This window comes from Alloacidobacterium sp. (assembly GCF_035631355.1).
Taxonomy (GTDB): domain Bacteria; phylum Acidobacteriota; class Terriglobia; order Terriglobales; family Acidobacteriaceae; genus Alloacidobacterium.
The window spans coordinates 17,588-40,653 of the sequence record NZ_DASQIX010000077.1; the positions used below are offsets into that span (position 1 = coordinate 17,588).

At 57.1% G+C, this 23,066-nt stretch carries 16 protein-coding genes; 8 read left to right on the forward strand and 8 right to left on the reverse strand.

Annotation, left to right across the window (positions count from 1 at the left end):
* Nucleotides 1-3: 3 nt before the first annotated feature.
* On the reverse strand, nucleotides 4-903 hold the full coding sequence (locus VEV40_RS14750; RefSeq protein ID WP_324833390.1) for a hypothetical protein: 900 nt from the start codon (nucleotides 901-903) through the stop codon (nucleotides 4-6).
* 312 nt (nucleotides 904-1,215) lie between these two features.
* On the opposite strand from VEV40_RS14750, the gene VEV40_RS14755 reads away from it, so the two are divergent.
* A complete protein-coding gene (locus VEV40_RS14755; RefSeq protein ID WP_324833391.1) occupies nucleotides 1,216-1,401 on the forward strand; it encodes a hypothetical protein in 186 nt (61 codons plus the stop codon).
* A gap of 432 nt (nucleotides 1,402-1,833) precedes the next feature.
* Nucleotides 1,834-2,667: a hypothetical protein gene (locus tag VEV40_RS14760; protein ID WP_324833392.1), complete on the forward strand. Its 834-nt coding sequence runs from the start codon at nucleotides 1,834-1,836 to the stop codon at nucleotides 2,665-2,667.
* 62 nt (nucleotides 2,668-2,729) lie between these two features.
* Here the strand turns inward: VEV40_RS14760 and VEV40_RS14765 are convergent, their stop codons facing one another.
* The 3 genes from VEV40_RS14765 to VEV40_RS14775 all read right to left on the reverse strand — a co-directional run bounded on the left by VEV40_RS14765 (nucleotide 2,730) and on the right by VEV40_RS14775 (nucleotide 6,707).
* Nucleotides 2,730-3,488 carry a TIGR00266 family protein gene (locus tag VEV40_RS14765; protein WP_324833393.1) on the reverse strand — a complete coding sequence of 253 codons (759 nt, stop codon included), beginning with the start codon at nucleotides 3,486-3,488 and terminating at the stop codon, nucleotides 2,730-2,732.
* Between the two features lie 99 nt (nucleotides 3,489-3,587).
* Nucleotides 3,588-5,036, reverse strand: a complete 1,449-nt coding sequence (locus VEV40_RS14770) for a sensor histidine kinase (RefSeq protein ID WP_324833394.1) — start codon at nucleotides 5,034-5,036, stop codon at nucleotides 3,588-3,590.
* A 21-nt stretch (nucleotides 5,037-5,057) separates the two neighbouring features.
* Complete coding sequence (locus VEV40_RS14775; protein ID WP_324833396.1) at nucleotides 5,058-6,707, reverse strand: FAD-dependent oxidoreductase; 1,650 nt, start codon at nucleotides 6,705-6,707, stop codon at nucleotides 5,058-5,060.
* Nucleotides 6,708-7,186: 479 nt separating this feature from the next.
* Between VEV40_RS14775 and VEV40_RS14780 the strand changes: the two genes are divergently transcribed.
* Nucleotides 7,187-7,840 carry a response regulator transcription factor gene (locus VEV40_RS14780; RefSeq protein WP_324833397.1) on the forward strand — a complete coding sequence of 218 codons (654 nt, stop codon included), beginning with the start codon at nucleotides 7,187-7,189 and terminating at the stop codon, nucleotides 7,838-7,840.
* A 253-nt stretch (nucleotides 7,841-8,093) separates the two neighbouring features.
* On the opposite strand, the gene VEV40_RS14785 is transcribed toward VEV40_RS14780, so the two are convergent.
* Complete coding sequence (locus tag VEV40_RS14785) at nucleotides 8,094-10,565, reverse strand: ABC transporter permease (protein ID WP_324833398.1); 2,472 nt, start codon at nucleotides 10,563-10,565, stop codon at nucleotides 8,094-8,096.
* Between the two features lie 271 nt (nucleotides 10,566-10,836).
* Between VEV40_RS14785 and VEV40_RS14790 the strand changes: the two genes are divergently transcribed.
* The 3 genes from VEV40_RS14790 to VEV40_RS14800 all read left to right on the forward strand — a co-directional run bounded on the left by VEV40_RS14790 (nucleotide 10,837) and on the right by VEV40_RS14800 (nucleotide 15,368).
* Nucleotides 10,837-13,386 (forward strand): ABC transporter permease, encoded by a 2,550-nt coding sequence (locus VEV40_RS14790; RefSeq protein ID WP_324833399.1) that lies wholly within the window; start codon nucleotides 10,837-10,839, stop codon nucleotides 13,384-13,386.
* Nucleotides 13,387-13,814: 428 nt separating this feature from the next.
* The gene (locus VEV40_RS14795) at nucleotides 13,815-14,324 is read left to right on the forward strand and encodes a hypothetical protein (RefSeq protein ID WP_324833400.1); all 510 of its coding nucleotides are present in this window, start codon (nucleotides 13,815-13,817) and stop codon (nucleotides 14,322-14,324) included.
* A 51-nt stretch (nucleotides 14,325-14,375) separates the two neighbouring features.
* Complete coding sequence (locus tag VEV40_RS14800; protein ID WP_324833401.1) at nucleotides 14,376-15,368, forward strand: SPFH domain-containing protein; 993 nt, start codon at nucleotides 14,376-14,378, stop codon at nucleotides 15,366-15,368.
* On the opposite strand, the gene VEV40_RS14805 is transcribed toward VEV40_RS14800, so the two are convergent.
* The gene (locus tag VEV40_RS14805) at nucleotides 15,369-16,472 is read right to left on the reverse strand and encodes an AIM24 family protein (RefSeq protein ID WP_324833402.1); all 1,104 of its coding nucleotides are present in this window, start codon (nucleotides 16,470-16,472) and stop codon (nucleotides 15,369-15,371) included.
* A gap of 8 nt (nucleotides 16,473-16,480) precedes the next feature.
* Complete coding sequence (locus VEV40_RS14810) at nucleotides 16,481-17,320, reverse strand: AIM24 family protein (protein ID WP_324833403.1); 840 nt, start codon at nucleotides 17,318-17,320, stop codon at nucleotides 16,481-16,483.
* Between the two features lie 176 nt (nucleotides 17,321-17,496).
* On the opposite strand from VEV40_RS14810, the gene VEV40_RS14815 reads away from it, so the two are divergent.
* Both VEV40_RS14815 and VEV40_RS14820 read left to right on the forward strand, forming a co-directional pair.
* The gene (locus VEV40_RS14815; RefSeq protein WP_324833404.1) at nucleotides 17,497-20,697 is read left to right on the forward strand and encodes a WD40/YVTN/BNR-like repeat-containing protein; all 3,201 of its coding nucleotides are present in this window, start codon (nucleotides 17,497-17,499) and stop codon (nucleotides 20,695-20,697) included.
* Nucleotides 20,698-20,794: 97 nt separating this feature from the next.
* The gene (locus tag VEV40_RS14820) at nucleotides 20,795-21,568 is read left to right on the forward strand and encodes a class I SAM-dependent methyltransferase (protein ID WP_324833405.1); all 774 of its coding nucleotides are present in this window, start codon (nucleotides 20,795-20,797) and stop codon (nucleotides 21,566-21,568) included.
* Nucleotides 21,569-21,577: 9 nt separating this feature from the next.
* Here VEV40_RS14820 and VEV40_RS14825 read toward each other — a convergent pair.
* On the reverse strand, nucleotides 21,578-23,066 hold a 1,489-nt coding region (locus tag VEV40_RS14825; protein ID WP_324833407.1), incomplete at its 5' end, for a CocE/NonD family hydrolase.

The following is a 23,066-nucleotide window of genomic DNA, read 5'->3' on the forward strand; positions in this document are numbered from 1 at the left end:
TTTTCAAGATGTGGGGCACCCTGCGCAACTCAGCAGCCATATGTCTATGGGCATCTGCGAATCATATACACAAACTCGCGTGGCCTCGCTGAGAAGCAGGTGTGCGTATTGTGCCTGTCCCTTCTCCTTCGTGGCATAGATATCGCAATAGTTCGCATTCACAATATGCGTCGAGTCTGGGTAGATATCCTTGGGTATTGAATCTCGATGAGCGGCTCGCCAGTTGATATAGATATTTCGGCGAATAAGACCTCTTGACACGCGATTTGCTCCGGCCGATCGCAACGCCACTGCATATTCTGCGGCGTCACTCATCGGGTACTCTGGAAAGTAATTGTGAATCTCGATAGCAAGATACTGGATGGCGCGAGGAGTCCTTTCTTCTCGCTGGATCCACAAGGGGAAAAAGTCAGGCGCAATATCTAAATAGGCTTTCTTAAAGTTTGGATTCTCAGCGAAGAAGCTAACCTGCCCTTTTCTGTCGAATGTACGTTGGGCAAGTCTTGCATTGGTTCTCTCGTTCTCTTCGTCAGTCATCTCACCATTTGAGAGATGACTCACCATTGACTGCACGATCTCATAATCGTCCGGAGTGAGAAAGGGATAGATGTCGGCGATTTGCCACTGAAGTGCCTGCATTTCAGCCGCGACCATTGCCATGTTGTCTTTTGTGACGGGGACTTCGAGCGCGATGAACTCTTTCAGATAGGAGAATAGTCTTCTGCCCTCTCGGATGCAGGCCGAATCATCTTTCATAAATGTTTTTGCCAGTTCGTAGATAGACTCGTCGCTTAAAACAAGTCTGGTGTCTTTGGACGCGAGGGAACTAACCACGTCATTTGGATTCACGCCTTGCTTTAGCAATTCGTTCCAGAGATTGGTATCTAAGTAGATGTGCAGCATCTTGTCACGGGCATCGTTTAGGAATTATCGCTTTTGCGTTCAATATTGATGAAGACTAACATTGCAACTGGGCAAGAGGGGCGCGTGGAGATTGAGTCGGATGGGCAGACGGTGGAACTGCCCCTCTCAAGTCAAAACAGGCTTGAATGGGCCACCTGTCCGGTCTATGTGTCCTTGACATAGTGTCGGAAGTGACGCGTTTGGAGCACCTGTGATGTCAGCGTCCTCTACGACCAGTCTGAAACTCGACAGCGCGCTGAAAGAGCGCGTTCGGCGGCTCGTTTCTGCGCGCAAGAGGTCGCTCATTGGCCGATGCTTGAAGCTGTTGCACAGTACGTGGAACGCGAGGAGCAACGCGAGCGGCTCAGGAACGATGCGCTTGCCGCCTGGGACCATTATCAGGCAACCGGCTTGTATGTCACAGCTGACGAAGCCGACAAATGGCTGGCGAAGCTGGAAGCCGGAAAGGACGCCGCCCCTCCCAAATGCCACGCTTAGCAAAGCGATCTGCTATTTAATCCCATCCAATATCGACCTGGCGATGCCGCGACGATTCCTCCTTCGGGGGCTGTTCGCGCTTCGCCCTGAGGCATGTAGTGCATCAGTTGGTGGGCCAGCTTTGAGATGGGCAATGTCTGCAGCCAAACGCGGCCCGGCACAGTGAGCAGCGCGAGGAAATGCCGTCGCCTCCGAAGATCATGTTCTTGATGCAGGGGATGCGGGTGATCTGAAAAAGACTGTTCCTCTGGAAGGCTGCGACGTGGCCGGGGTGGACGCCCAGCCGCCTTTTATCTCCTTATACCATCGAAAAAACGAGGCCACCGAAAATCAGGATGAAACGGTTGCTATGGAAAGAGACACCATGCGGACGGAAGAAATATACGAATTCGAGGCTGATCTATTATGTCCGTTCCTTGTTGGCGTTTTACGATGGGGGACAACTACTGTAAACAACTGGCCCCGCTCTTTATCAAACCCGCGCGTGATTTGACGCAGGCAGAAGCATTCGCGGTGCTCTCCCATCTGCAAAGCCTGGGGGAAATTGGGTTATACGATCCAAAGCAGAGTATGAGTGCACCGCGCGGACAGATGAGGGTAGCGACGAAGATGGCCGGCGTCGAGTACTGGCGTGCCAGCGGGAAGAATGGAGCAAGCACCTTCGGATCAGTTGGCGCATACAAGACTGAAGACTTTTACCCGACTCCTCAATTTGCCGTCGTCCTGTATAGGCTGGCGCTCCGGCTTAAAGAATCCTGGGGCGCGACCAAAATCGTGTGGGGAGGCATTGGCCAGGGCTCTGGGAAAAATCCCGTGGATTGCCACATGAAAGGCCACTGCATTGATTTCTATGGCGCCACGACATCCGTCGGAGGTGTCTTCGACGTAAAAAGAGACTGGTACCTGCGTCCTGTGTATCTCAAGGACGGAACGCCCCACCCTGCAAATACAAAGACCGGTTTCGATTATGATCGCTGGGGAACCGACACGCATACCTCTTACCGGTTGCTGGTTTCCAAAGACGACCAGGTAATGTTTCCCGCCGACAAGGACTATTACAACCCCCGGGCAAAAGATTTTTTCCTGGATGTTTACTCATTTGTCGCCGAGGAATGCGCATTTAGCTCGAATGATATTTCGCCTGCAGCATTCAAGGGCGGTCTCAACATGAAAGCAGGCTTTACCGTTCATCCCGATTATCCAACGGTACTGCGGTTCCCACACATGGATCACATGCATTTTCAACTGGGACAGACGTTCGCCTAGCTCGAGCGGCGCGTGGCCCACTCAAGCCTGCTTTTGGCTTGAGTGAGCCGCCCAAACACTCGCTATTTAATTCCATCTAATATCGACCCGACAATCCCGCCGACAATTCCTCCTTCAGCAGCCGTTCGCGCTTCGCCCTGGGGCATGTAGTGCATCAGCTGGTGGGCGAGCTTTGAGATGGGCAATGTCTGCAGCCAGACGCGGCCCGGTCCGTTAAGCAGCGCAAGGAAGATGCCGTCGCCGCCGAAGATCAGGTTCCTGATGCCGGGGACGCGCATGATCTGGAACGAGACCGTGCCCTGAAATGCGCCGACATGGCCAGGATGGACACGCAGCGTCTCGCCCGGCGCGAGGTCCCTGACCACCAGCTCGCCTGAGAGTTCGAGCCATGCGACGCCTTGCCCGCTGACCTTCTGCAGCAGAAATCCATCGCCGCCGAAGATGCCCGCACCGAGCGACTGCTGGAAACCGACGCCAAGCTCGATTTGCGAAGTGGCGCAGAGAAAGCCGTGTCGATGGACCATGTACTGATGGCCGCCATTCACTTCGACCGGAACGATGTGGCCGGGGACGCGCGTGGCGAAAGCGACTTCTCCGGCTGCGCCAACGGCGCGGTATTCGGTCATGAAGAGGCTGCCTCCGCCGGCGACGCGGCGTATCGCACCGAAGAAGCCGCCGCCGCCCATCATCTGGGTGTGGGTCATCATCTGGATTGAGTTGCCCATCCAGGAAAGTTCTCCGGCTTCTGAGATGATGGCCTCATTCGGCTCAAGCAGCAGCTCGAGGACGGGCATGGTGGTTCCGGTGATGCGGCTCTGCATTGTGAGACTCCAGGCGAGGGCTATGAAATGGTCTCCGCGCTGCCCCTTACCAATACGATGGTGTTGAGAGATGGGTTCCCGAACCAGAAAGACGAAAGATCACTTTTCCTTGGGGCTGGCCACCGGCAGCTTCACTACGAACTCGGTCTTTCCCGGCTCGCTGGTGAAGCTGATCTGGCCGCCATAATGTCCGGTCACGACACGTTGGGCAATGTCAAGTCCGAGGCCGGTTCCAATGCCGACGGGCTTGGTGGTAAAGAAAGGCTCAAACACTTTGGAGCGATGCTCGGGCGGAATGCCGGGGCCCTGATCGGCGATTCCAACGCACACCCAGTCATTGCCCTCCGCCCAGGTGCGGATGGTGATCTTTCCCGGCTCCGGAGAGGCATCAATGGCATTGTCGAGCAGGTTGGTCCACACCTGGCTGATGCCTGTTCCGCAGGTGGTGAGCACAGGGATGTCGGCGGCAAATTGCTTTTCTATCGCGATTTGTTTGTGGCGGAATTTGTGGCCGAGGATGGTGAGGGTGCTGCGGAGGGTGTCGTGGATGTCGAGCTTGTGCTCCTTATTTTTGTCTTCGTAGGCGTATTTCTTGACCGCCATGACCAACTCGGTCACTCGCGCAATGCTTTCTTCGATGGTCCCGACCAACTGCATATTTGAAATGAGCGCTTCGAGCCAGTTCAGGGCATCGGAAAGGACATTCGTGGGAAACGATTGCTGGGTGCATTCAATATCGGCCCGCGTCCACCCCGCAGCTACCAGAGTGGGCGCCATTTTCCAGGCATTTTCCACGCCGATGCTCTCCAGCCACTCTGTCAGCGCTTCTTCAGCGTCGCTTTGCTCCAGCGAACTCATGGCATGTGGACGCGCTGGACCAAAGACCTCTTCCTGCAGCTGCGCCAGGCATTCAAGCTGCTCTGGTGAAAGCTGGGCGCGGGTAATCCGAAGGCCCAGTTCCTGTTGGCGCGTCATATTCTCCCTGAGCTGCGAGGCGGCGCGCTTAGCCGCTGCGCCGGGATTGTTGAGCTCATGCATCAATCCGGCTGCCAGTGTACCCAACGAGATAAGCTTTTCTCGGTGGAGCGTAAGAGCGGTATATGCCTCCAGTCGGTGCGCCATGTTTTGCAGCACCACCTTGCGCACCGCTGGGCATGTTGACATCAGGCTCCAGAAATCTTCCTGGTGCACCCGGCCTACGGTGCTGTCCGTAACCGCTTCGCAGGTCATGCCGGGCGAGGCATGACCAATGAGAATCGGAACTTCGCCGAAGGTCTCTCCTTCTTTAAGCAATGTCACATAACCCTGCGTCCCATCGCTCTCCGGCTTATAAGCGCGCATCTCGCCACGAAGAACCACGCAGAAACCGGCAGGATCAACTCCGGCGCGGAAGAGAACGTGTCCCGCGGGGACCTCGACCAGTTCAATATCGCCAAGACAGGCCAGGTCCTGCTCCGATGCTTGGGAAAAAGTGGGAGTCCTGCGCAGTTCCTGATAAAGCTCTCTGGCACTGACTTTTCTTGCGGCGGTAGCGAGTTGTTCGGCCATCTTTGTTTTGTTAACGAGTTCCTAAAAACGGGCAAGATACTGGTGCATGAACTGGCAGGAAATCGATCCTTCTCCGACGGCCGAGGCCACGCGCTTCACGGAACCATGGCGCACGTCCCCGACTGCAAAAATTCCCGGAGTACTGGTTTCCAACAGATACGGCTGGCGGTTTTCCTTCCATATCTTCGGCATCCTGCCTTCAATTTGCAGGTCCGGGCCGGAAAGAACAAAGCCATTGGGATCGCGCATTACCGTATCTGGCAGCCAATCTGTCTGCGGGGCCGCGCCTATAAAGATATAGAGCGATGAAGCCGAGCAGACAATATCTCCGTGCTGATTGCGCACCTTAATGCATTCCAGATGGCCATTACCCTGCACTTCTTTGACCTCTGCCCCCGTCTGGACCTCAATATTGGATGTACCAGCAATCTGATCGATTAAGTATTTCGACATGCTCTTTTCCAACGTGGAGCGAACCAGCATCGTAACCTTATGAGCGTACTTGGAAAAGTGCATTGCGGCCTGCCCAGCCGAATTGGCGCCACCAACGATATAGACATCTTCGTTAAGACAGGCTTTTGCCTCGGTCTGGGCTGCACCATAATACACGCCCGCGCCCGTAAACTGGTCGATACCAGGAATGTCGAGCTTGCGGTAGTTCACTCCGACGGCAATCAGCACTACGTGGCATGAGACTTCCCTGCCATCGGCCAGCTGAATGAAATGATATGGGGCTTCCGTACGGATGCCGGACGCCCGCTGCGTCAGAAATTCAGCTCCAAAACGGGAAGCCTGCGCATACGCGCGACGAGCCAGGTCCGCTCCGCTCAGGCCGGAGGGGAAACCGAGATAATTCTCAATCCGTGAGCTGCTGCCGGCCTGCCCGCCAGGTGCGTCCGGCTCGATGACCAGAGCCTTCAGCCCTTCTGACGCGGCATAGACCGCCGCGGCAAGCCCTCCGGGGCCAGCGCCTATGATGACAAGGTCATAGAAGTCTTTTTGTGCTTGCGTCCGCAGCCCGATGCGTTGCGCAAGCTCCGTCTGGCTGGGCTGGACCAGCGAAGTGCCATCCGGAAAGAGGACGGCGGGAAGCTTGTGGTCATCGACCTTGAAGCGCTCCAGAAGCTGAACAGCCTCATCGCTCCTTTCAGGGTCGAGCCAGACATATGGAATCTGATTCCGGGAGAGAAAATCGCGCACCTGGTAATCGTTCAGCGACCAACGCGGCCCGATCACCCGCAGCCCCTCGAATGGCGGCTTGTAGCCTTCCTTCCAGTTTTCGAGCAGGTCGTCGAGCACCGGATAAAGCTTTTCTTCCGGAGGATCCCAGGGCTTGGTAAGGTAGTAGTTGATGCGGGCCGTATTGATGGCCTTAATCGCGGCTTCGGTATCGGCATAGGCGGTCAGCAGTGCCCGCTTCGCCTCCGGATAAATCACTTGCGCCCTTTCCAGAAATTCAACGCCCGTCATACCGGGCATGCGCTGGTCTGACAGAAAGAGCGCAACCGCGTCGCCCCGCTGCTGGAGCTGGGTACAGGTGTCTAAAGCCGCCTGCCCGGAGCCTGCGCGCAGGATGCGGTAGTTGGCCCCGTATTGGCGGCGCAAGTCCTGTATCACGGCTTCGAGGACGCTGATGTCGTCGTCTACTGCGAGAATGACCGGTTTAGGCATGCTTGTTCCAGTTTAAGGGGTCTGCCATTAGAGCAAAACTCGATGTTGGATCAACCGTGGCGAATCGGCTTGCGGATGGTCAACCTTCCGGCCATCCGAATCTAGATCGCACATCATCTTTGGCTGTCATTAGTGAGAGATGTCCGCCGGGACGCGGCGACTTATGAAAACTAAAGTAATCAAAATTAATAATAATTAGTATTTGTTCCAAATTTTTTGTTTCCAAAATGGTATTTCGTCATATACGCTTGGTTGCACTAAATCAAAAAGTTGTTGACATGAGCGTTTTCATAACGCATTTCTTTGCCTGAAATGTCCATGAGAAGGACACGCCGGCGGTTGGATTTATCTGCGTAATAGAAGTTAGGGCGGTCTTGGGGAATCCGAGGCTGCATGCACGTCGTACTCACTTACTGGACCTTGTTTTCTGTCTTTGGGCCAGCCAATGCATTCGTTGCGGGGGACGGACGCACGCTACCATGAATAAGATCATTCTCGCGGACAATCAGGCCATTTTTCGCGCAGGAACGGCGAAAATTCTGGCTATGGAAGACGATTTCCGTATCATTGCCCAGTGCCCGGATTCTGATCGGTTGTACCAGGCCATTGATGCTTTTCGGGGCGTGGTGCTGATGTTTGCAGCCACGCTGAAAACTGACCTCAAGATGCTGATGAATCGCATCGCCGGAGCCGGCAGCCGCGCCATCGTCATTCTTGAGAACGATGATTCACCCCAGCCATTTCTCTCAGCCGGAGTTGAAGGGCTGATCTATCGCAATGTGAGTGGCCCGTCATTGCTGGACTGCGCGCGACGCGTCGCCGGCGGCGAGCACTTTGAACAGCCCGCAGGCAGCGCTGACAAACGGGAAGAAGACGCAGTTGGCGCGCGCGTCCGTGACCGTCTTACCTCGAAAGAGATGAAGATTGTCGCGCTCATCACGCAGGGCTGCAAGAACAAGGAAATCGCCATGAGGCTCGGCACCACCGAGCAGGTGGTGAAGAACTACTTGCGTAGCATTTATGACAAGACGGGAGTCTCAGACCGGCTGGAGCTGGCTCTCTTCACGATGCACCACAAGATGCTGTTCCAGGCCGCAACCGCCGTCAGTGAACAGATGATGCAAACCATGTAGTTTCCCACGTTTTAAGCTCAAATTAAGTGCAAAAAGGCCGATTTTTTCGGCCTTTTTTGCTGCGTTTTTGAGCACCACCTTTATCTACAAATCCTCTCGTTGATAAGTAGGAAGGTATTCCCTGTATCTGCTCTGAGAAATTTTTCTGAAAGCGATGCGGCTGATGCGGCTGTCCGATAAAGGCTGGAAGTACATTCGCATGATTTTCATTGACTGTGATCGTACTCGCAGTACCAGGTAACAACTCACTCTCCTATTCGCATCGCAACGACGTGCTGGGATCAATGCGGGAAACGCGTCGCGCCGGGAAATAGCTGGCTAAGAAAGCGATAGAAGCCAGAAGAGCAGGAACAGCAATAAACGTCACGACATCCGTGACCCCGACACCGAAAAGCAGCGAGCGCATCAAGCGGCTGACTACCAATGCACCTGCGATGCCGATACCGACTCCCCAAAAAGCCAGAGTCATGCCTCCGCGAATGATGAGTGTCTTGATATTTGCGGGTGTTGCGCCAAGGGCCAGCCGGATGCCGACTTCGCGGGTACCCTGGCCAACCAGATAGGCAATAAGCCCATAAATTCCGATCGTCGCGAGCCCAAGCGAAATTGCCGCAAATGTCCCGAGCACCAGCATCGTAAAACGACGACGGGCCAGAGATTTGTCGAAGCGCTCCTGCATCGTGCTCACGTTGTAGAGCGGAAGATCAGGATGGAGTTCGTGAATCTGTTGCCTGACTGCGCGGGTGAGAGCAACCGGATCGTTGCTGCTCCGCATCACCACGTTCATGGCGCGCGTTCGGTATTGCATTTGTGGAACATAAAGCGCAATGCGCGAGTCCGAGTCCAGAGTATATTGCTTTACTCGGCCAACTACGCCGACGACCGTGATCCAGGGAGAATCTGTCTCGTTGATACCTCCGAAATGGAACCTCTTGCCAATCGGGTCCTGGTTTGGCCAGAGTTGTTGCGCCATGTAATCGTCGACTACCGCCACGCCGGGTTTATTGGCGAGATCATCTTCGCTGAATAATCGGCCCTCGCGAAGGGGTATTTCCATGGCCTGGAAATAGTGGCCGTTGGCGACACGGATATCCGCATTGATGAACTTCTCGCCTGGCGGCGGCACTCGTCCTTCAACGGTGATCGGGCCCCAGGCAAACATCTGGCTCAGTGGCAGCGATGTGATCGCCCCTGCTGCGGTGACACCCGGCAGACGCTCCAGTCTCTGCCAGAGCTCATGATAAGCAGCGAGAACAGCCTCTTTGTCTTGGTATCGCTCGCCCGTCATGGTCAGCTCGAGGGTCAGCACATTTCGAGGATTGAAGCCGGGATTTACCTCGCGTACGCGAACAAAGCTGCGAATGAGCAGACCGGCGCCTATCAACAGCATCGCGCAAAGCGCAATCTCGGCGATCACCAACGAACGGCGAAGATTGTTGCCTCGTCCCCAGATCGCGCTGACGCCAGCCGAGGTGCGACCGGTGTCCTGCAGAGCGGTTTGCACATTGATCCGCGAAAGCCGCTGCGCCGGCGCAAGTCCAAACAGAATTGCCGACAAGATGCAAACGATCAGCGTGAACAGGAGAGCGGCCAGACCGATGCCGATATTGTTCACTCTTGGCACGCTCTGCGGGCCAAGCAACTGTACGAGGCGCAAGGCAAGAAATGCCACAGCGATACCCAGAACTCCGCCGGCGAATGCAAGTAATACGTTTTCGGTTAACAACTGGCGTACGATCCGTACTCGGGTCGCACCCAGCGCGGCCCGCACCGCAATTTCCTTTTGGCGCGCCATGCCGCGCGACAGTTGCAGGTTCGCCAGGTTCACGCACGCGATCAGCAGCACAAAGCCAACCGCTCCAAGCAGCAGGTACAAGGTGCGCCGAACATTGCCTACCACCTGCTCGAGGAGCGGCACGATACGGAAGGTCAAGCCGCCATTGGGCGGATACACTTCGGGAAAGTCATGCCGCAGACGCGCCGTGATGGTGTCCATTTCGGCCTGTGCCTGCTGCACGGAAACCCCGGGCTTCAGCTTGCCCATGATGTTGTAGTCTTCGCGGTCACGGTTTTGGGCAGCATTGGCGGGCAGAGGAAGCGGTAGCAATATCTCGGCTTGTTCCGCGCCGTCCAACGTTGGCATCACTTCGCGAGGTAACGAAAATGAACGTGGCATTACGCCGACAATTTCATAAGGCACGCCGTTTAGAATGATCTTCTTGCCAAGTACGCCTGGATCGGAACCAAAGCGCCGGGCCCAGGTTCCATAACTGAGCACCGCGGTAGCTGCTCGGCCCGGCAGGTCTTCGTCGGGAACGAACAATCGCCCGAGAACTGCCCGCTGTCCCAGCATGGGTAGCAAACTCGACGAGACTCGGATCGTCCCCACGCGCTCCGGTTCGCCTGTGCCGGTGAGGTTGTAGTTGCCACCGATGGCGATCGCGACTTGCTCAAAGCCATGATGGCCATTCCTGATGTCGAAGTATTGTGCCGTTGAAAACCAGTCTTCCGCTATGTTTAGGCCAGGCGAGCTGTTCCAGAGTATGATGAGCCGCTCAGCATCCTTATACGGAAGTGGACGAAGCAACAGCCCATCCACAATGCTGAAGATCGCGGTATTCGCACCGATTCCGATGGCCAGCGAGAGTAATGCTGCCAGGGTGAATGCAGGTGCAGCGGCCAAAGCCCGGAGGGCGTACCGCACATCTCGCAGCAAAATGCTCATGCAGCCAGGGATGACCTCAGAAGCCCACTGTACTCCCGCAGACGGACAAGGCACACGACGTATTGAACTAGTTGACCAATCAAGATTGAAGGGCAATGGAAGCCCGAGCAATTTTGGCGGAGTTCAACGGGATCTACGAAAGGCTTCGTTGACAACTACGAACATATTCGTATATATCTGCCTCAGGAACTTTTTGGTTCAAGCAGCGTACAGAATTCTTTGTGCAGGCTGCTTTCTTGTCTGTGAGGCCGATGTGTGTGGAGGGTAGGCGATGAGGGTTCTGCTGCAGGATTTGGGTTATGCGTTTCGCCAGTTGCGCAAGACTCCGGGCTTTACCACCACCGTATTGCTGACGCTGGCCCTGGGCATCGGCGCCAACTCGGCCATCTTTACGTTGGTCAACGCCATATTGCTGCATAACCTCCCGGTCGTCGATCCCAACACGCTGGTGCGCATTGGCGACCAGGATGACTGCTGCGTCAATGGCGGATGGAATGATAATGGCGATTACTCGCTCTTCTCTACAGAAACCTACTACATGTTCAAGAAAAGCCTGCCAGAGTTCGCGGAGCTGGCGGCAATGGAGTCTGGATACGCCTGGCGGCCTATTACTGTCCGTCGCGGCGGACCGCAGACCGTGGCGAAGTCCGTCATGGCGACCTTCGTCTCCGGAAACTATTTTCGCGTTTTCGGGCTTTCGCCAGCGGCCGGCCGCCTCTTCTCAGACGCCGATGACCAGAAGGGCGCGTCCCTTACTGCGGTGATGAGCTACGACGCATGGCAGCAGGACTATGCAGGCGATCCGAGAGTGGTGGGCAGCGTTTTTTACATCAATACCAAGCCGGCCACCGTCATCGGGGTAGCGCCAAAGGGTTTCTATGGCGACCGCATCGATACCAATCCGCCGAAGTACTTCCTTCCCATGAATGCGATGGATCCCGTCATCGGCGCGCCATACTTCAACGATCCCGACACGCAGTGGGCCTACATTATCGGCCGCGTAAAGCCGGGAACATCTCTGGCCGCTCTTCAGGCGAAGGCCAGCGTGCTGCTCAAGCAGGAGTTTGCGCCGCTCAAGACATTTACCGATCCGCGCGCCCAGAAGGTCCTTCCGCGGACTCATGTGGTGCTTACACCCGGAGGCGGAGGCATCCAGAACATGCAGGAAGACTACAAAGACCACCTGAAGCTGCTGCAATGGATCGCCGCGCTCGTCCTGCTGGTCGCCTGCGCCAATATCGCCAACCTGCTGCTGGTGCGCGGCATGGGCCGCAGGGCCGAATTGTCTATTCGCTCGGCACTCGGCGCGCAGCGCAGCCGCATTGTGCGCCAGTTGCTGACGGAAAGCGTGCTGCTCTCGGGCCTGGGCGGACTGCTCGGGCTCGCAGTCTCCTATATCGGAGCGCACGCGCTGCTGGCGCTCGCCTTTCCTAATCAGCACAACATGCCGGTCGCCGCTTCGCCTTCGCCGCTGGTCATTGGCTTTGCCTTTGTGCTTTCGCTGGTTACGGGCGTCCTCTTTGGCCTTGCGCCGGCGCTGATGGCCGCGCGCACCCAGCCCGCTGAGGCACTGCGCTCCAACGCGCGCACGACCGCCCACGGAGCGTCCTTCCTGCAGCGCGCGCTCGTTGTCCTACAGGCCGCGCTCTCGCTTGTGCTGCTGGTTGCTGCGGGTCTTTTTGCGCAGAGCCTCAATAAGGCCGAGAACGTGGACATGAAGCTGGATGCCACGAACCGCTACATCGCCCACATCAATCCGCAGGCGGCCGGCTACAAGAACACCGAGGTCGAGCCCCTCTACCAGACCATCGTTGACCGCTTCCACGGCATTCCCGGAGTTCTCAAAGTCGGCCTCGCCACCTACACGCCAATGGAGGCGAACAATTGGGGATCCGGCGTAAAGATCCAGGGGGAGCCGGACTTGAACAAAGGCGCGTCATGGGTGAAAGGCACGCCTGAGTACTTCGATTCCGTCGGCACCCATGTCGTCATGGGCCGCGGCTTCACGTCGCAGGACACACTGAATGCGGCGCCCGTCGCCGTCGTCAACCAGGAATTCGTCAAACAGTTCTTCGGCAAACGCAACCCCATCGGCCATTATTTTGGCTTTTCCGGTCCGAGCCAGGCCGGCAAAGATGGCGCGCATCAGATCGTCGGCGTGGTGGAAGACACGACCTACACCAGCGTCTACTGGAAGAACCACGCCATGTACTTCCTGCCGCTGACACAGCCCGCCGGCATTCCCGACGCCGAGAATCCCATCGAGAAAGATCAATCGATGTACGCAGGGGCCATTGTCATTCAGACCGCCCATCCCATGGCCGGGTTTGAAAAGGTCGTTGGCGATACCCTGGCGAGCATCAATCCCAACCTCACGGTCGTGAAGTTTCAGACCTTCCAGCAGCAGATTGACGACCGTTTCATCGAGGAGAGGCTGATCGCGCGTCTTACTTCCCTCTTCGGCCTGCTGGCGCTTCTGCTCGCCGCCATCGGTCTTTATGGCGTCACAGCTTACACCGTAGTCCGCCGCACGCCGGAGATCGGCATTCGCATGGCGCTGGGAGCGGCGCGCAGTCGCGTCATCGGAACAGTTATGCGCGGAGCCATGCTGCAGGCCATTGCTGGGCTCGCCATCGGCATCCCGGTGGCAATCTTCTGCGTGCGGTACGTCAAGTCGCAGCTTTATGAGATTACGAGCGTGAATGTGCCGGTGATGGCCATCGCAATTGGAGTGCTGGCGCTCGCGGCTGCCGTTGCGGGCATCATTCCGGCGCGGCGCGCGGCTTCGATTGACCCCGTACAGGCTTTGCGCATTGAATGAGCTGCGCCCTTTGTAACATTGTTAGTAAATCGCCGAGCATCAAGTTGAACTCTTCAGAGGGCACCAGAGCCTCCGAGAGTGCTTTGGGATCTATGGCGATACTTTCTGTGCACCCGTCCAATGATTAGAGCTCAATCGTCAACTCATGAGTCGCATAGCAGTAATGCGGTCCTTGGGCCGACACGATGGCAACACGATAAGGGCAAAAACGGAGCCGTGCGCCCGGTGGGAAACCGATGTTTCGGGCGGGTACCCCATTCAAGCCCTTGGCTCGAGTGAGAGGAACAAGAACCTCGTAACTACCATGTAAATTAGGCCCTTACGAGAAACGGGGGGAAGGGTAGATAGCGGAACGGTACCCCATTCAAGCCCGTTTTTGGCTTGAGCAGGGCGGTTGCTGAATTCCGGGGGAACCGGAACGTCATCGCATGCGTACCTTCTACGAAGAGCTTCGTCTTTACTTCGGAGGGTCGCGACAGATGACAATCCATTGGCTGGGCATTGCCATAGGGGCTGCGTCGGGAGTGGTGCTGGGTGTAGTCGCCGATTGGCAGGTTGGCGCGAGATGGCGGAAATGGCATGAGCGGCGCGCGCTGACAAGAGAGTACGGCCCGCTGACAGGCCAGTATATGAACCATCGCGTCAGGGACGACGGATCGCACGAGCCGACCGGAGGGACGGTCGAGATCGCATGGCAGGCGGACGACGGCCTGCTGGAAGCGACGGGCTTCGATGCTAACCAGAACCCGGAATGGCACAGCTACATCAAGATGAGCCATGAATACGCTGGAACGGGGACGGGCCACTACAACAATGTGAATTCGATTCACGGCGGAATTCAGCAGGTCATCTACTCGAAGCAGGGCCGCGCCTTCAGCGTGATGGGCGTCAGCCACAGCCGCAACGGCTTTGCCCATTACTGGAAGCTGAAGGAATAGGGCGCGGACTTTCCGCGCGCAGGACTATACTGCTGGCGAAGGCGGATTTGTATGGGTTTTTTCTCCAAGCAATTTATTGACGTTATTCAGTGGACTGAGAGCGGCGACGGCACGCTCGCTTACCGTTACCCCATGGAAGACATGGAAATCCAGAACGGCGGCAAGCTCACCGTCCGCGATTCGCAGATGGCGGTGTTTGTCAACGAGGGCCGCATTGCTGATGTGTTCGGGCCAGGCCTGTACACGCTCAGCACGAACACGCTGCCCATCCTGACATACCTGATGAACTGGGACAAGGCTTTCAAGTCTCCGTTCAAGTCAGATGTGTACTACTTCTCGACGCGGCTGCAGATTGACCGCAAATGGGGCACGGCCACGCCGATTACGATCCGCGACAAGGAGTTCGGAGCGGTGCGGATTCGCGCTTACGGCATCTACTCCTATCGCATCTCCGATCCGAAGGTGTTCTACGAAAAAATCAGCGGCACGCGCCCCGTCTATAGCGTGATCGACCTGGACGGCCAGTTGCGGAATACCATCGTTGGACGCATGACGACGGCTTTTGCGGCCAGCACGCTGGATTTTCTCGACATGGCGGCGAACCAGTCGAAGATGGCCGAGATCATGCAGACCGAGCTGGGGCCGGTGTTCAGCGCGCTCGGCCTTACGTTGGACAGCTTCGTAGTCGAAAACGTCTCGCTGCCTGACGAGCTGCAGAAGATGCTCGACCAGAAAATCAGCATGAACATGCTGGGCGACATGAACCGCTATACGCAATTCCAGGCGGCGCAATCATTGCCAATCGCCGCTGCGAATGAAGGCGGGCTGGCCGGGATGGGTGTTGGTCTGGGGGCAGGGCTATCGATGGGCCAGCAGATGGCGAACGCCATGAGCACAGCAGCTCAAGCTCCTTCGGTAGGCGGTGCTCCGGCAGCAGCGGCAAGACCTGCGGCTGCGGGCGATACGAAGTTCTGCACGAATTGCGGGCACTCGATTGCGCGGGCGGCAAAGTTCTGCCCGGAATGCGGCGGAGCGCAGGGGTAATTACCAGCGCTGGATCGTCGCGTACGAATAGGAATTGATGTTTGCGCCTTCCTTCTCGACGCGCTCGAATACGGATTGAATTGCCACACGTCCGGGGCCGACCAGGCGTAACCAGATAGCGCGGTTAGTGTAGTATCCCCAGCTCATGAATCCAGCATTGGGGTGCTCGAAATGAAGCTGCATCTGGACGGATGGGTCTTTGAATACGAACGCTGTCGGTTTCACGAGAATTTCTTCGTAAGGCGCAAGATTGCGAACGAGCACGCTGCCGCCCGCATGCAATAGGAGCAGCCCGGGCCGCGAAGGCGAAGAGAAGCGGTCCATGAACATCCCGAGCGGATAGATGGTTTCGGTGTCCTTGTCTTCTCTGACCTGATACCAGACGCCGGTCTGGAACCAGTCGTATTCGACATTGGACGTCGCCACGAGAAACATGTGCTCGCGCACGTCAACTGCCTGTCCCGGTTGCAGCGGCAGAGCGATCAACTCTCCCGGCTCGTCTTTTGAGAAGGCAATGTGGCCGGGGCCTTGCGCCTGCGCCATGATGAGCGGCATGCCGGCAAGCATGCGCTTCCAGCCGCCTTTCATCGACATGGTCGTCATTCTCACCTGCGAGTCCATCCACAACAAGACGTGATGGGAAAAGTACACGCTGTCTTCAGGGGCCAGGTTCATTTCGGCTGCGGGAACGTAGAGTCCTTCAATCTGGCAGGACGAGTTGCCGAATTGCAGCTTGGCCATGTCTTTGCGCGGTGGCAGTTCAAGCCAGCCGGATAGAGAAGGCGCGGAGCGGGCAGCCTGAAGCGCAGCGCCGCATTTTGGACAACTGTTCCCTGCGACGGCGTCGAAATGCGCTCCGCACCACTGACAGGTCTGCGGAGCGCCTGCGGGTTGCGGCGTGTGTGCATAGACGGATTGCGGCGCAACCATGGACTGCGCGCGCTGCGAAGCTACTGGTGTTGCCACTGGTGGCGGAGGCGCGGTTGGCTGGGGCGGAGGCGTGGGGGGTGCAGCAGTCGTAGTTGCGGCCGCGACTTTATTACCGCAGAAAGTACAAAAATTCACGCCGGCGGTGAGCGGTTTTCCGCAATGGGTGCAGAACATGATGGCCTCTACTCTGTTTTATGGTGCACGTACATGGATTGAATGCCGATGCGGCCCGGGCCGGTCATTCTGGCCAGGTTCATGCCGGTCGCCCCGAAGAGTCCCGATCCAAGCTTCTGAAACTCGACCTGCATCGTGACCGACGCGTCTTTGTAGAGAAACGCGCCGGGTTCGACGAGGATGCTTTCGCCCGCTGCGAGCCTGCGCTCAAAGACGTTTCCATAGCCATGCAGAATGACAAGGCCCGGAGTATTTGAGGTGACGAAGCGGTCCATATACATGCCCTGTCCACCGAAGAGAACATTGGCCAATCCCTTGATGCGCACGAATGAATAGTTGATGTTGTGAGAGCAGAGCAGGAAGGCATGCTCACGCACATCGAGTTCCATGCCCGGATGCAACGGGAGCACAACCAACTCTCCGGTGGCATCGCGTGAAAAGGCAATACGGCCCGGGCCTGTGGCGACACTGATGATGAAGGGCATTCCGGCAAAAGCGCGCTTGAGCCCGCCTGAGAGAGACATCACGCTGAGCGGAACATTAATGTCCTTCCAGAGCATGACGTGGTGCTCGAAAAAGATGGAATCTCCCTGGCCAAGGTTGATTTCAGCTGTGGGCACGATCTCGCCTTCCACCTGGCAGGTGCTCGCATTGAAATGGATCTCTGTCATGTCGCGGATGCGGGGCGCTTCGCGCCATCCGGAATCGCTGACGACGTTGCGAATGTCGAGCGGCGCTCCGCACGCGCTGCATGACGTGGCGGTCTTGTCGTTCATGCCCTGGCACCACTGGCATTGGATTCGTTCGTAGGTTGCGGCTGCTTGCGCAGGTGTGACGACGTTGCTCACAGGGCCTTCCTTGAGGAAATGACGTGCGCGTGAATTATATAGCGGGGCGTCTGAAATATTGGCGTTCGTTTGCAGGCCGGCCGGCAAATTAATAAGCCAGATGGCTACCGCGGCACACCATGCTGATCGCCAGACCTATACTGGCTTGCACGCTTTTTGCCTGGAGATTTGATCCTATGACCCGGTTGCGCATGTTTGCCGTGATTTCGCTCGCCTGTCTGTGTACGTTCTTTGGCTTTGAGAATGTGAAAGCGCAGCAACACTCCGCAGCTGAGTTCAGTGATCTTCGCTGGAGAATGATTGGGCCGTTTCGCGGCGGCCGAACGCGCGCGGCGAGCGGGGCACCAGATCAGCCCAACGTGTTTTATGTTGGCCAGGTTGATGGCGGGGTTTGGAAGAGCGACGATTACGGGCGTACATGGAATCCCATATTCGATGGAGAACCGACGCAATCCATCGGGGCCATTGCCGTTGCTCCCTCCAATGACCGGGTAATCTACGTTGCCAGCGGCGAAGGGCTTCAGCGCCCTGATCTTTCTGTCGGTGATGGCATCTACAAATCGGAGGACAGCGGCAAAACCTGGACGCATCTTGGTCTACGGGACGGGCAGCAAATTCCAGCGCTCGCCGTTGACCCGCGTAATTCCGACCGCATATTTGCTGCTGTTCTCGGGCATCCGTATGGCCCGAACGAGGAGCGGGGCATATTTCGCTCCACAGATGGCGGAGCAACGTGGCAAAAGGTTCTCTATAAAGACGAGAATACTGGTGGCTCCGACGTTGTCATCGATCCTCAGCACCCTGATGTTGTCTACGCGTCATTGTGGGAATCGCGTCTAGGGCCGTGGGAAGACGGCAACCAGTATGAAGGGACACATGGCGGCTTGTTCAAATCTGCGGATGGAGGCAATACCTGGCGCCAATTGACGAAGGGACTGCCGAGCAATCTCATTCAGATCAATGTAGCCGTTGCGCCGAGCAATCCGAACCGTCTGTACGCCACTCTCTCCACCACCCATGAATCAGCATATGGCTCGGGAGCAGGACTAGGCGTCTATCGCTCCGACGATGCCGGCGAAAGCTGGCAGAAGATCACTGACGATCCCCGTCCGGCGATGAAGATTGGCGGTGGGGACTTGCCTGTGCCTGCTGTAGATCCGAAGAACCCGGATGTGGTGTATAGCGCCAGCATTGTGACCTGCCGCTCAACAGATGGTGGCAAAACCTGGACCAGTCTGCGCGGCGCTCCCGGTGGCGATGACTACCAGAATCTCTGGATCAACCCCAATGATCCGAACATCATTCTGCTGGTCAGCGACCAGGGCGCGCTGGTAAGCGTGAACCGCGGCGAAAGCTGGAGCTCCTGGTACAACCAGCCGACGGCACAGCTTTATCATGTCGCGGTCACGCATACGTTCCCCTATCGTGTTTGCGCCGGACAGCAGGAAAGCGGCTCGGTGTGCATCTCGAGCCGAGGCAACGACGGCGAAATCACCTTCCGCGACTGGCATCCGGTTGGCATTATCGAATATGGCTATGCCGCGCCTGATCCGCTGCATCCGGAGATTGTTTACGGTGCAGGGCGTACCGAGGTCTCACGCTACAACACTGTCACCGGGCAGGTGCAGAACGTTACGCCGCTTCCCTTGCGTGACGGCGCGCGCGCCGATCGCACAGAACCAATCCTCTTCTCACCTGTAAATCCGCATCTTCTCTATTACGCCGCTAATGCCTTGTATGCGACGGAAGACGGCGGGCAATCATGGCGGACCATCAGTCCGGATTTGACGCGGGAATATGCGGGCAAGCCGGCCTCGCTGCCCGACCTTCCAGAAAAAGAGCAGGCAAAACGCCGTGGCGCGATTTATTCGGTTGCCGCTTCGTACCGAAATGTGGACACGCTGTGGGCGGGAACCGATGACGGCCTGATCTGGACAACGCAGGACGGCGGCAAAAACTGGAAAAGCATTACGCCGCCGGACATGATTCCGTGGAGCAAGGTGACGCAGTTAAGCGCGTCGCATTTCGATGACGAGACGGTCTACGCCTCAGTCAGCCGTTTCCGCATCAACGATCTTCATCCCTACATCTACTGCACGCACGACGGCGGCCGCACTTGGCAATCGATTACCGCCGGTCTGCCGGACGACTCGCCCGTCAATACTGTTCGCGAAGACCCGGTCCGCAAAGGGCTGCTCTTCGCGGGCACTGAAACAGGGGTCTGGATGTCGCTCGATGACGGTAGTCATTGGCAATCGCTTCAACTTAACCTGCCGCACACGTCCATGCGCGACCTTTGGATTGAGGGCGACGATCTGATCGTGGCCACGCATGGGCGCTCATTCTGGATTCTCGATGACATCGCGCCGCTGCGGCAGATGGACGCGGCGCAACAAAACGATGCGTTCCTCTTCAAGCCGGCTGACGTCTATCGCGTTCGACGCAACACGAATACTGACACGCCTTTGCCAGTGGATGAGCCTGCGGGCCAAAATCCCCCGGATGGCGCGATCATCGACTACTATCTACCACCGTCTGTCTCTGACCCGGTAACGCTGGAGATTCTTGACGGCAGCGGCAAGCTGGTTCGCCGTTATGCCAGCACTGATGTTCCCGAGACAACCGAAGCGGAACTCGGCAAGCAGCTCATTCCCCTTTACTGGATTCGTATGCCGCGCGTGCTCTCAGCCGCTTCGGGAATGCACCGCTGGGTCTGGGACCTTCGCGGTCCTTCACCGACGGCGGCGCATCGCGAGTATCCCATCTCCGCAACGCCCCATGATACGCCCACCACCCCGCTCGGCCCGCTTGTTCTGCCAGGCGTTTATACCGTGCGTCTTTCGGCTGACGGGCACAGCCTAACGCAACAGTTGACGGTGAAAATGGACCCGCGGGTCATCACGTCCGCAACAGACCTCGAAGCCCTTTTCACGACAGAAAGCAAACTGGCTGCTGGAGCGGACGAGAGCGCAAAGGCGGACATGCAGGCGCATTCTATACGGGAACAGATCGCCAAACGTCTGCCACAGGCGCAGGGCCAACTGTCCGGCGCACTCAAGCATCTAGATGAAGACCTGGCTGCTCTGGTGAGTGGAAGCAAGGATGCGAAGGGCGAACAACAGCCCGGATTAGATGATGTGACGCGAGAACAGGCAGCGCTTTACTCGCAGGTTGGGCAGGCCGACGCGGCGCCGACAAAAGCGCAGCAGCAGGCGGCTGAACACTCGGCCGAGGAACTGCATGAAGTATTGGCGCGATGGGAGAAACTAAAAACCTCCTCAGCACAGATGAATCTTCAACTTCTCGGCGCCCATCTCGCTCCGCTCGATCCGGCAATCACACCGGACAACATGCCTGAGAGCGGCGACGAAGATTGACGATGCGCGTTGATCGAGAATTGCCCGGGTATTGCTGTGCCCGGACCAGCGCCGCCGTAATATCATTTTTCTAAGAAGAGGAGTGGAGAATATAGCAATGCCATGGCCTGACCTGAAGTTTCGCGCAGCGGAAAAATGGCGAAAGATAGCCGGACTTCCGAGCCGCGCGATCACCCTGAAAGAATTTGAACTTCCGCCTGACGAAAGAGAGCGTCTGTCTGTCGCAGCGTCCAATGGCCTGGGCAAATTGTTCTACGCGCATCATGGGAGGATCGTTCACAAGTGGATACACTACCTCGACATCTACGACCGTCATTTTGCGGCGTACAGGAACACTCCGGTAAGGATGCTCGAAATCGGGGTTTTCAGAGGTGGATCGCTGGAGTTGTGGCGGGAGTATTTCGGCCCGGATGCCACGATTTTCGGGGTTGACGTCGATCCTCGCTGCTCAGCCTACGCAACGCCGCCAAACCAGGTCCGGATTGGTTCCCAGGATGATGCCGGGTTTCTGCGTTCCGTTGTCGATGAGATGGGCGCTCCAGACATCGTTCTGGACGACGGATCACATATCGGACGGCACCAGCGCGCCAGCTTCGACGCGTTGTTTCCTTTATTGAAAGAAGGCGGGCTCTACGTCATTGAAGACCTGCACTCCTCCTACTGGCCGGGGTTCTGGGAAGGCGGATACCGGCGCAAAGGCACCATGATTGAGGACATCAAAGCCATGATCGACGACATGCACGCCTGGTATCACAGGAAAGCGCAATCTACGCCGGCGCGAGACCTCGTGGGCGCCATCCATGTCTACGATTCAATCGTCGTCATTGAGAAACGCAGGGTTGAACGGCCTGGCCACATACAGGTCGGTTAACTTAATGCGCTACTTCACAACCGGCAAATTGATGAAGCTGGCCTCGCCGGGAGTGTGCCATATGCGTTGCGTGGCGGTTTTGTAGTCCGCGGGCTTTGCATCGAAGATGTTCGGCACAAAAGTCTGAGGATTACGGTCATAGAGCGGAAAGAGGCTGGACTGTACCTGCACCATGATGCGATGGCCCGGCTCGAAAACGTGGTTCACTGTGGGCAGGCCGAAGCGGTAGAGCAGAGGCTTGTCTGGCGTGATGGCTTCAGGGTGTTCGAAGCTGGTGCGATAGCGACCGCGGAAAATGTCGAGCGAGATCGGCAGCTCGTAACCGCCCATTGCGGGTTGCGAAGGAACTGTACCGGGGTAAACGTCGATGAGCTTCACGACCCAGTCGCTGTCACTGCCGCTCGTCGAGGCGTAGAGGTTTACTTCCGGCGGTCCGCTCAGCCGCAGTGGTTTCGTGAGTGGCTCGCTGACGTATGTCAGCACGTCAGAGCGGCCATCGACAAAACGCTGATCATTGACCAGCCAATATCTCCAGGCGTCTTCGTCCTCGGCATAGACAGGACGCGGCCGGTAGGGCACGGGCTTTGCCGGATCGGAGACATACTCGTCGTATTTCGGCGATGCCGCGTTTGGGGGTTCGAAAGACAGGCTGCCATTTGCGGTGAGAAAAAGCGGCTGCGATTTGTCGGGACAGTTTGTATCGCAGCTCAGAGGCCAGGACTTGAAGCGGTCCCAGTGGTTCTCGCCTGTGTTGTAGATAAAGACTGGGGGCGTGTCGGCTTTGGGCGCACCGTCGAGCAGATATTGATTGAAGAATGGCAGCAGCACATCGCGGCGGAACTGCAATGCAGTGTCGCCGTCCCAACGCAGCGGGCCGAGTGTAAATCCTTCGTAATTGACCCCGCTGTGCCGCCACGGACCCATCACGAGATAATTTTTGTCGTTATTTGTGTCCTTCGGCTCAACTGCCTCATAGCTGTGGATGGCGCCCCACATGTCCTCCTGGTCCCATAACCCTTGCAGCCACATGACAGGGACTTTCAGCGGAACCTTCGCCATGATTTTGTCCAGCGCCTGCCCCTGCCAGAAAGCGTCGTAGGCAGGATGTTCTTCAATTTTGCGCCAGAAGGGAAGCTGATCAAGGCCGCCGTAACGGGCGAAATCACCTGCTGAACCTTTTTCCAAGAAGTTGGTGTAGTCGTCATAATTCATGCGCGGAATGGGCTCGCCTGCGCCGCGAACCGCAGTCTGCTCTGTGAAGTAGTCGAGGTTCACTTCACGAAACGCGCCGTAGTGGAACCAATCGTCGCCCATCCAGCCGTCGATCATTGGGCTTTCCGGCGCGGCGACTTTCAATGCCGGATGCGGATCGATGAGCGCCATAACCACAGTGAAGCCTTCATAGGATGAGCCGATCATGCCGACTTTTCCATTCGATTCGGGCACGTTCTTGACCAGCCAGTCGATGGTGTCGTAGGCGTCGGTGGTGTCGTTGGGG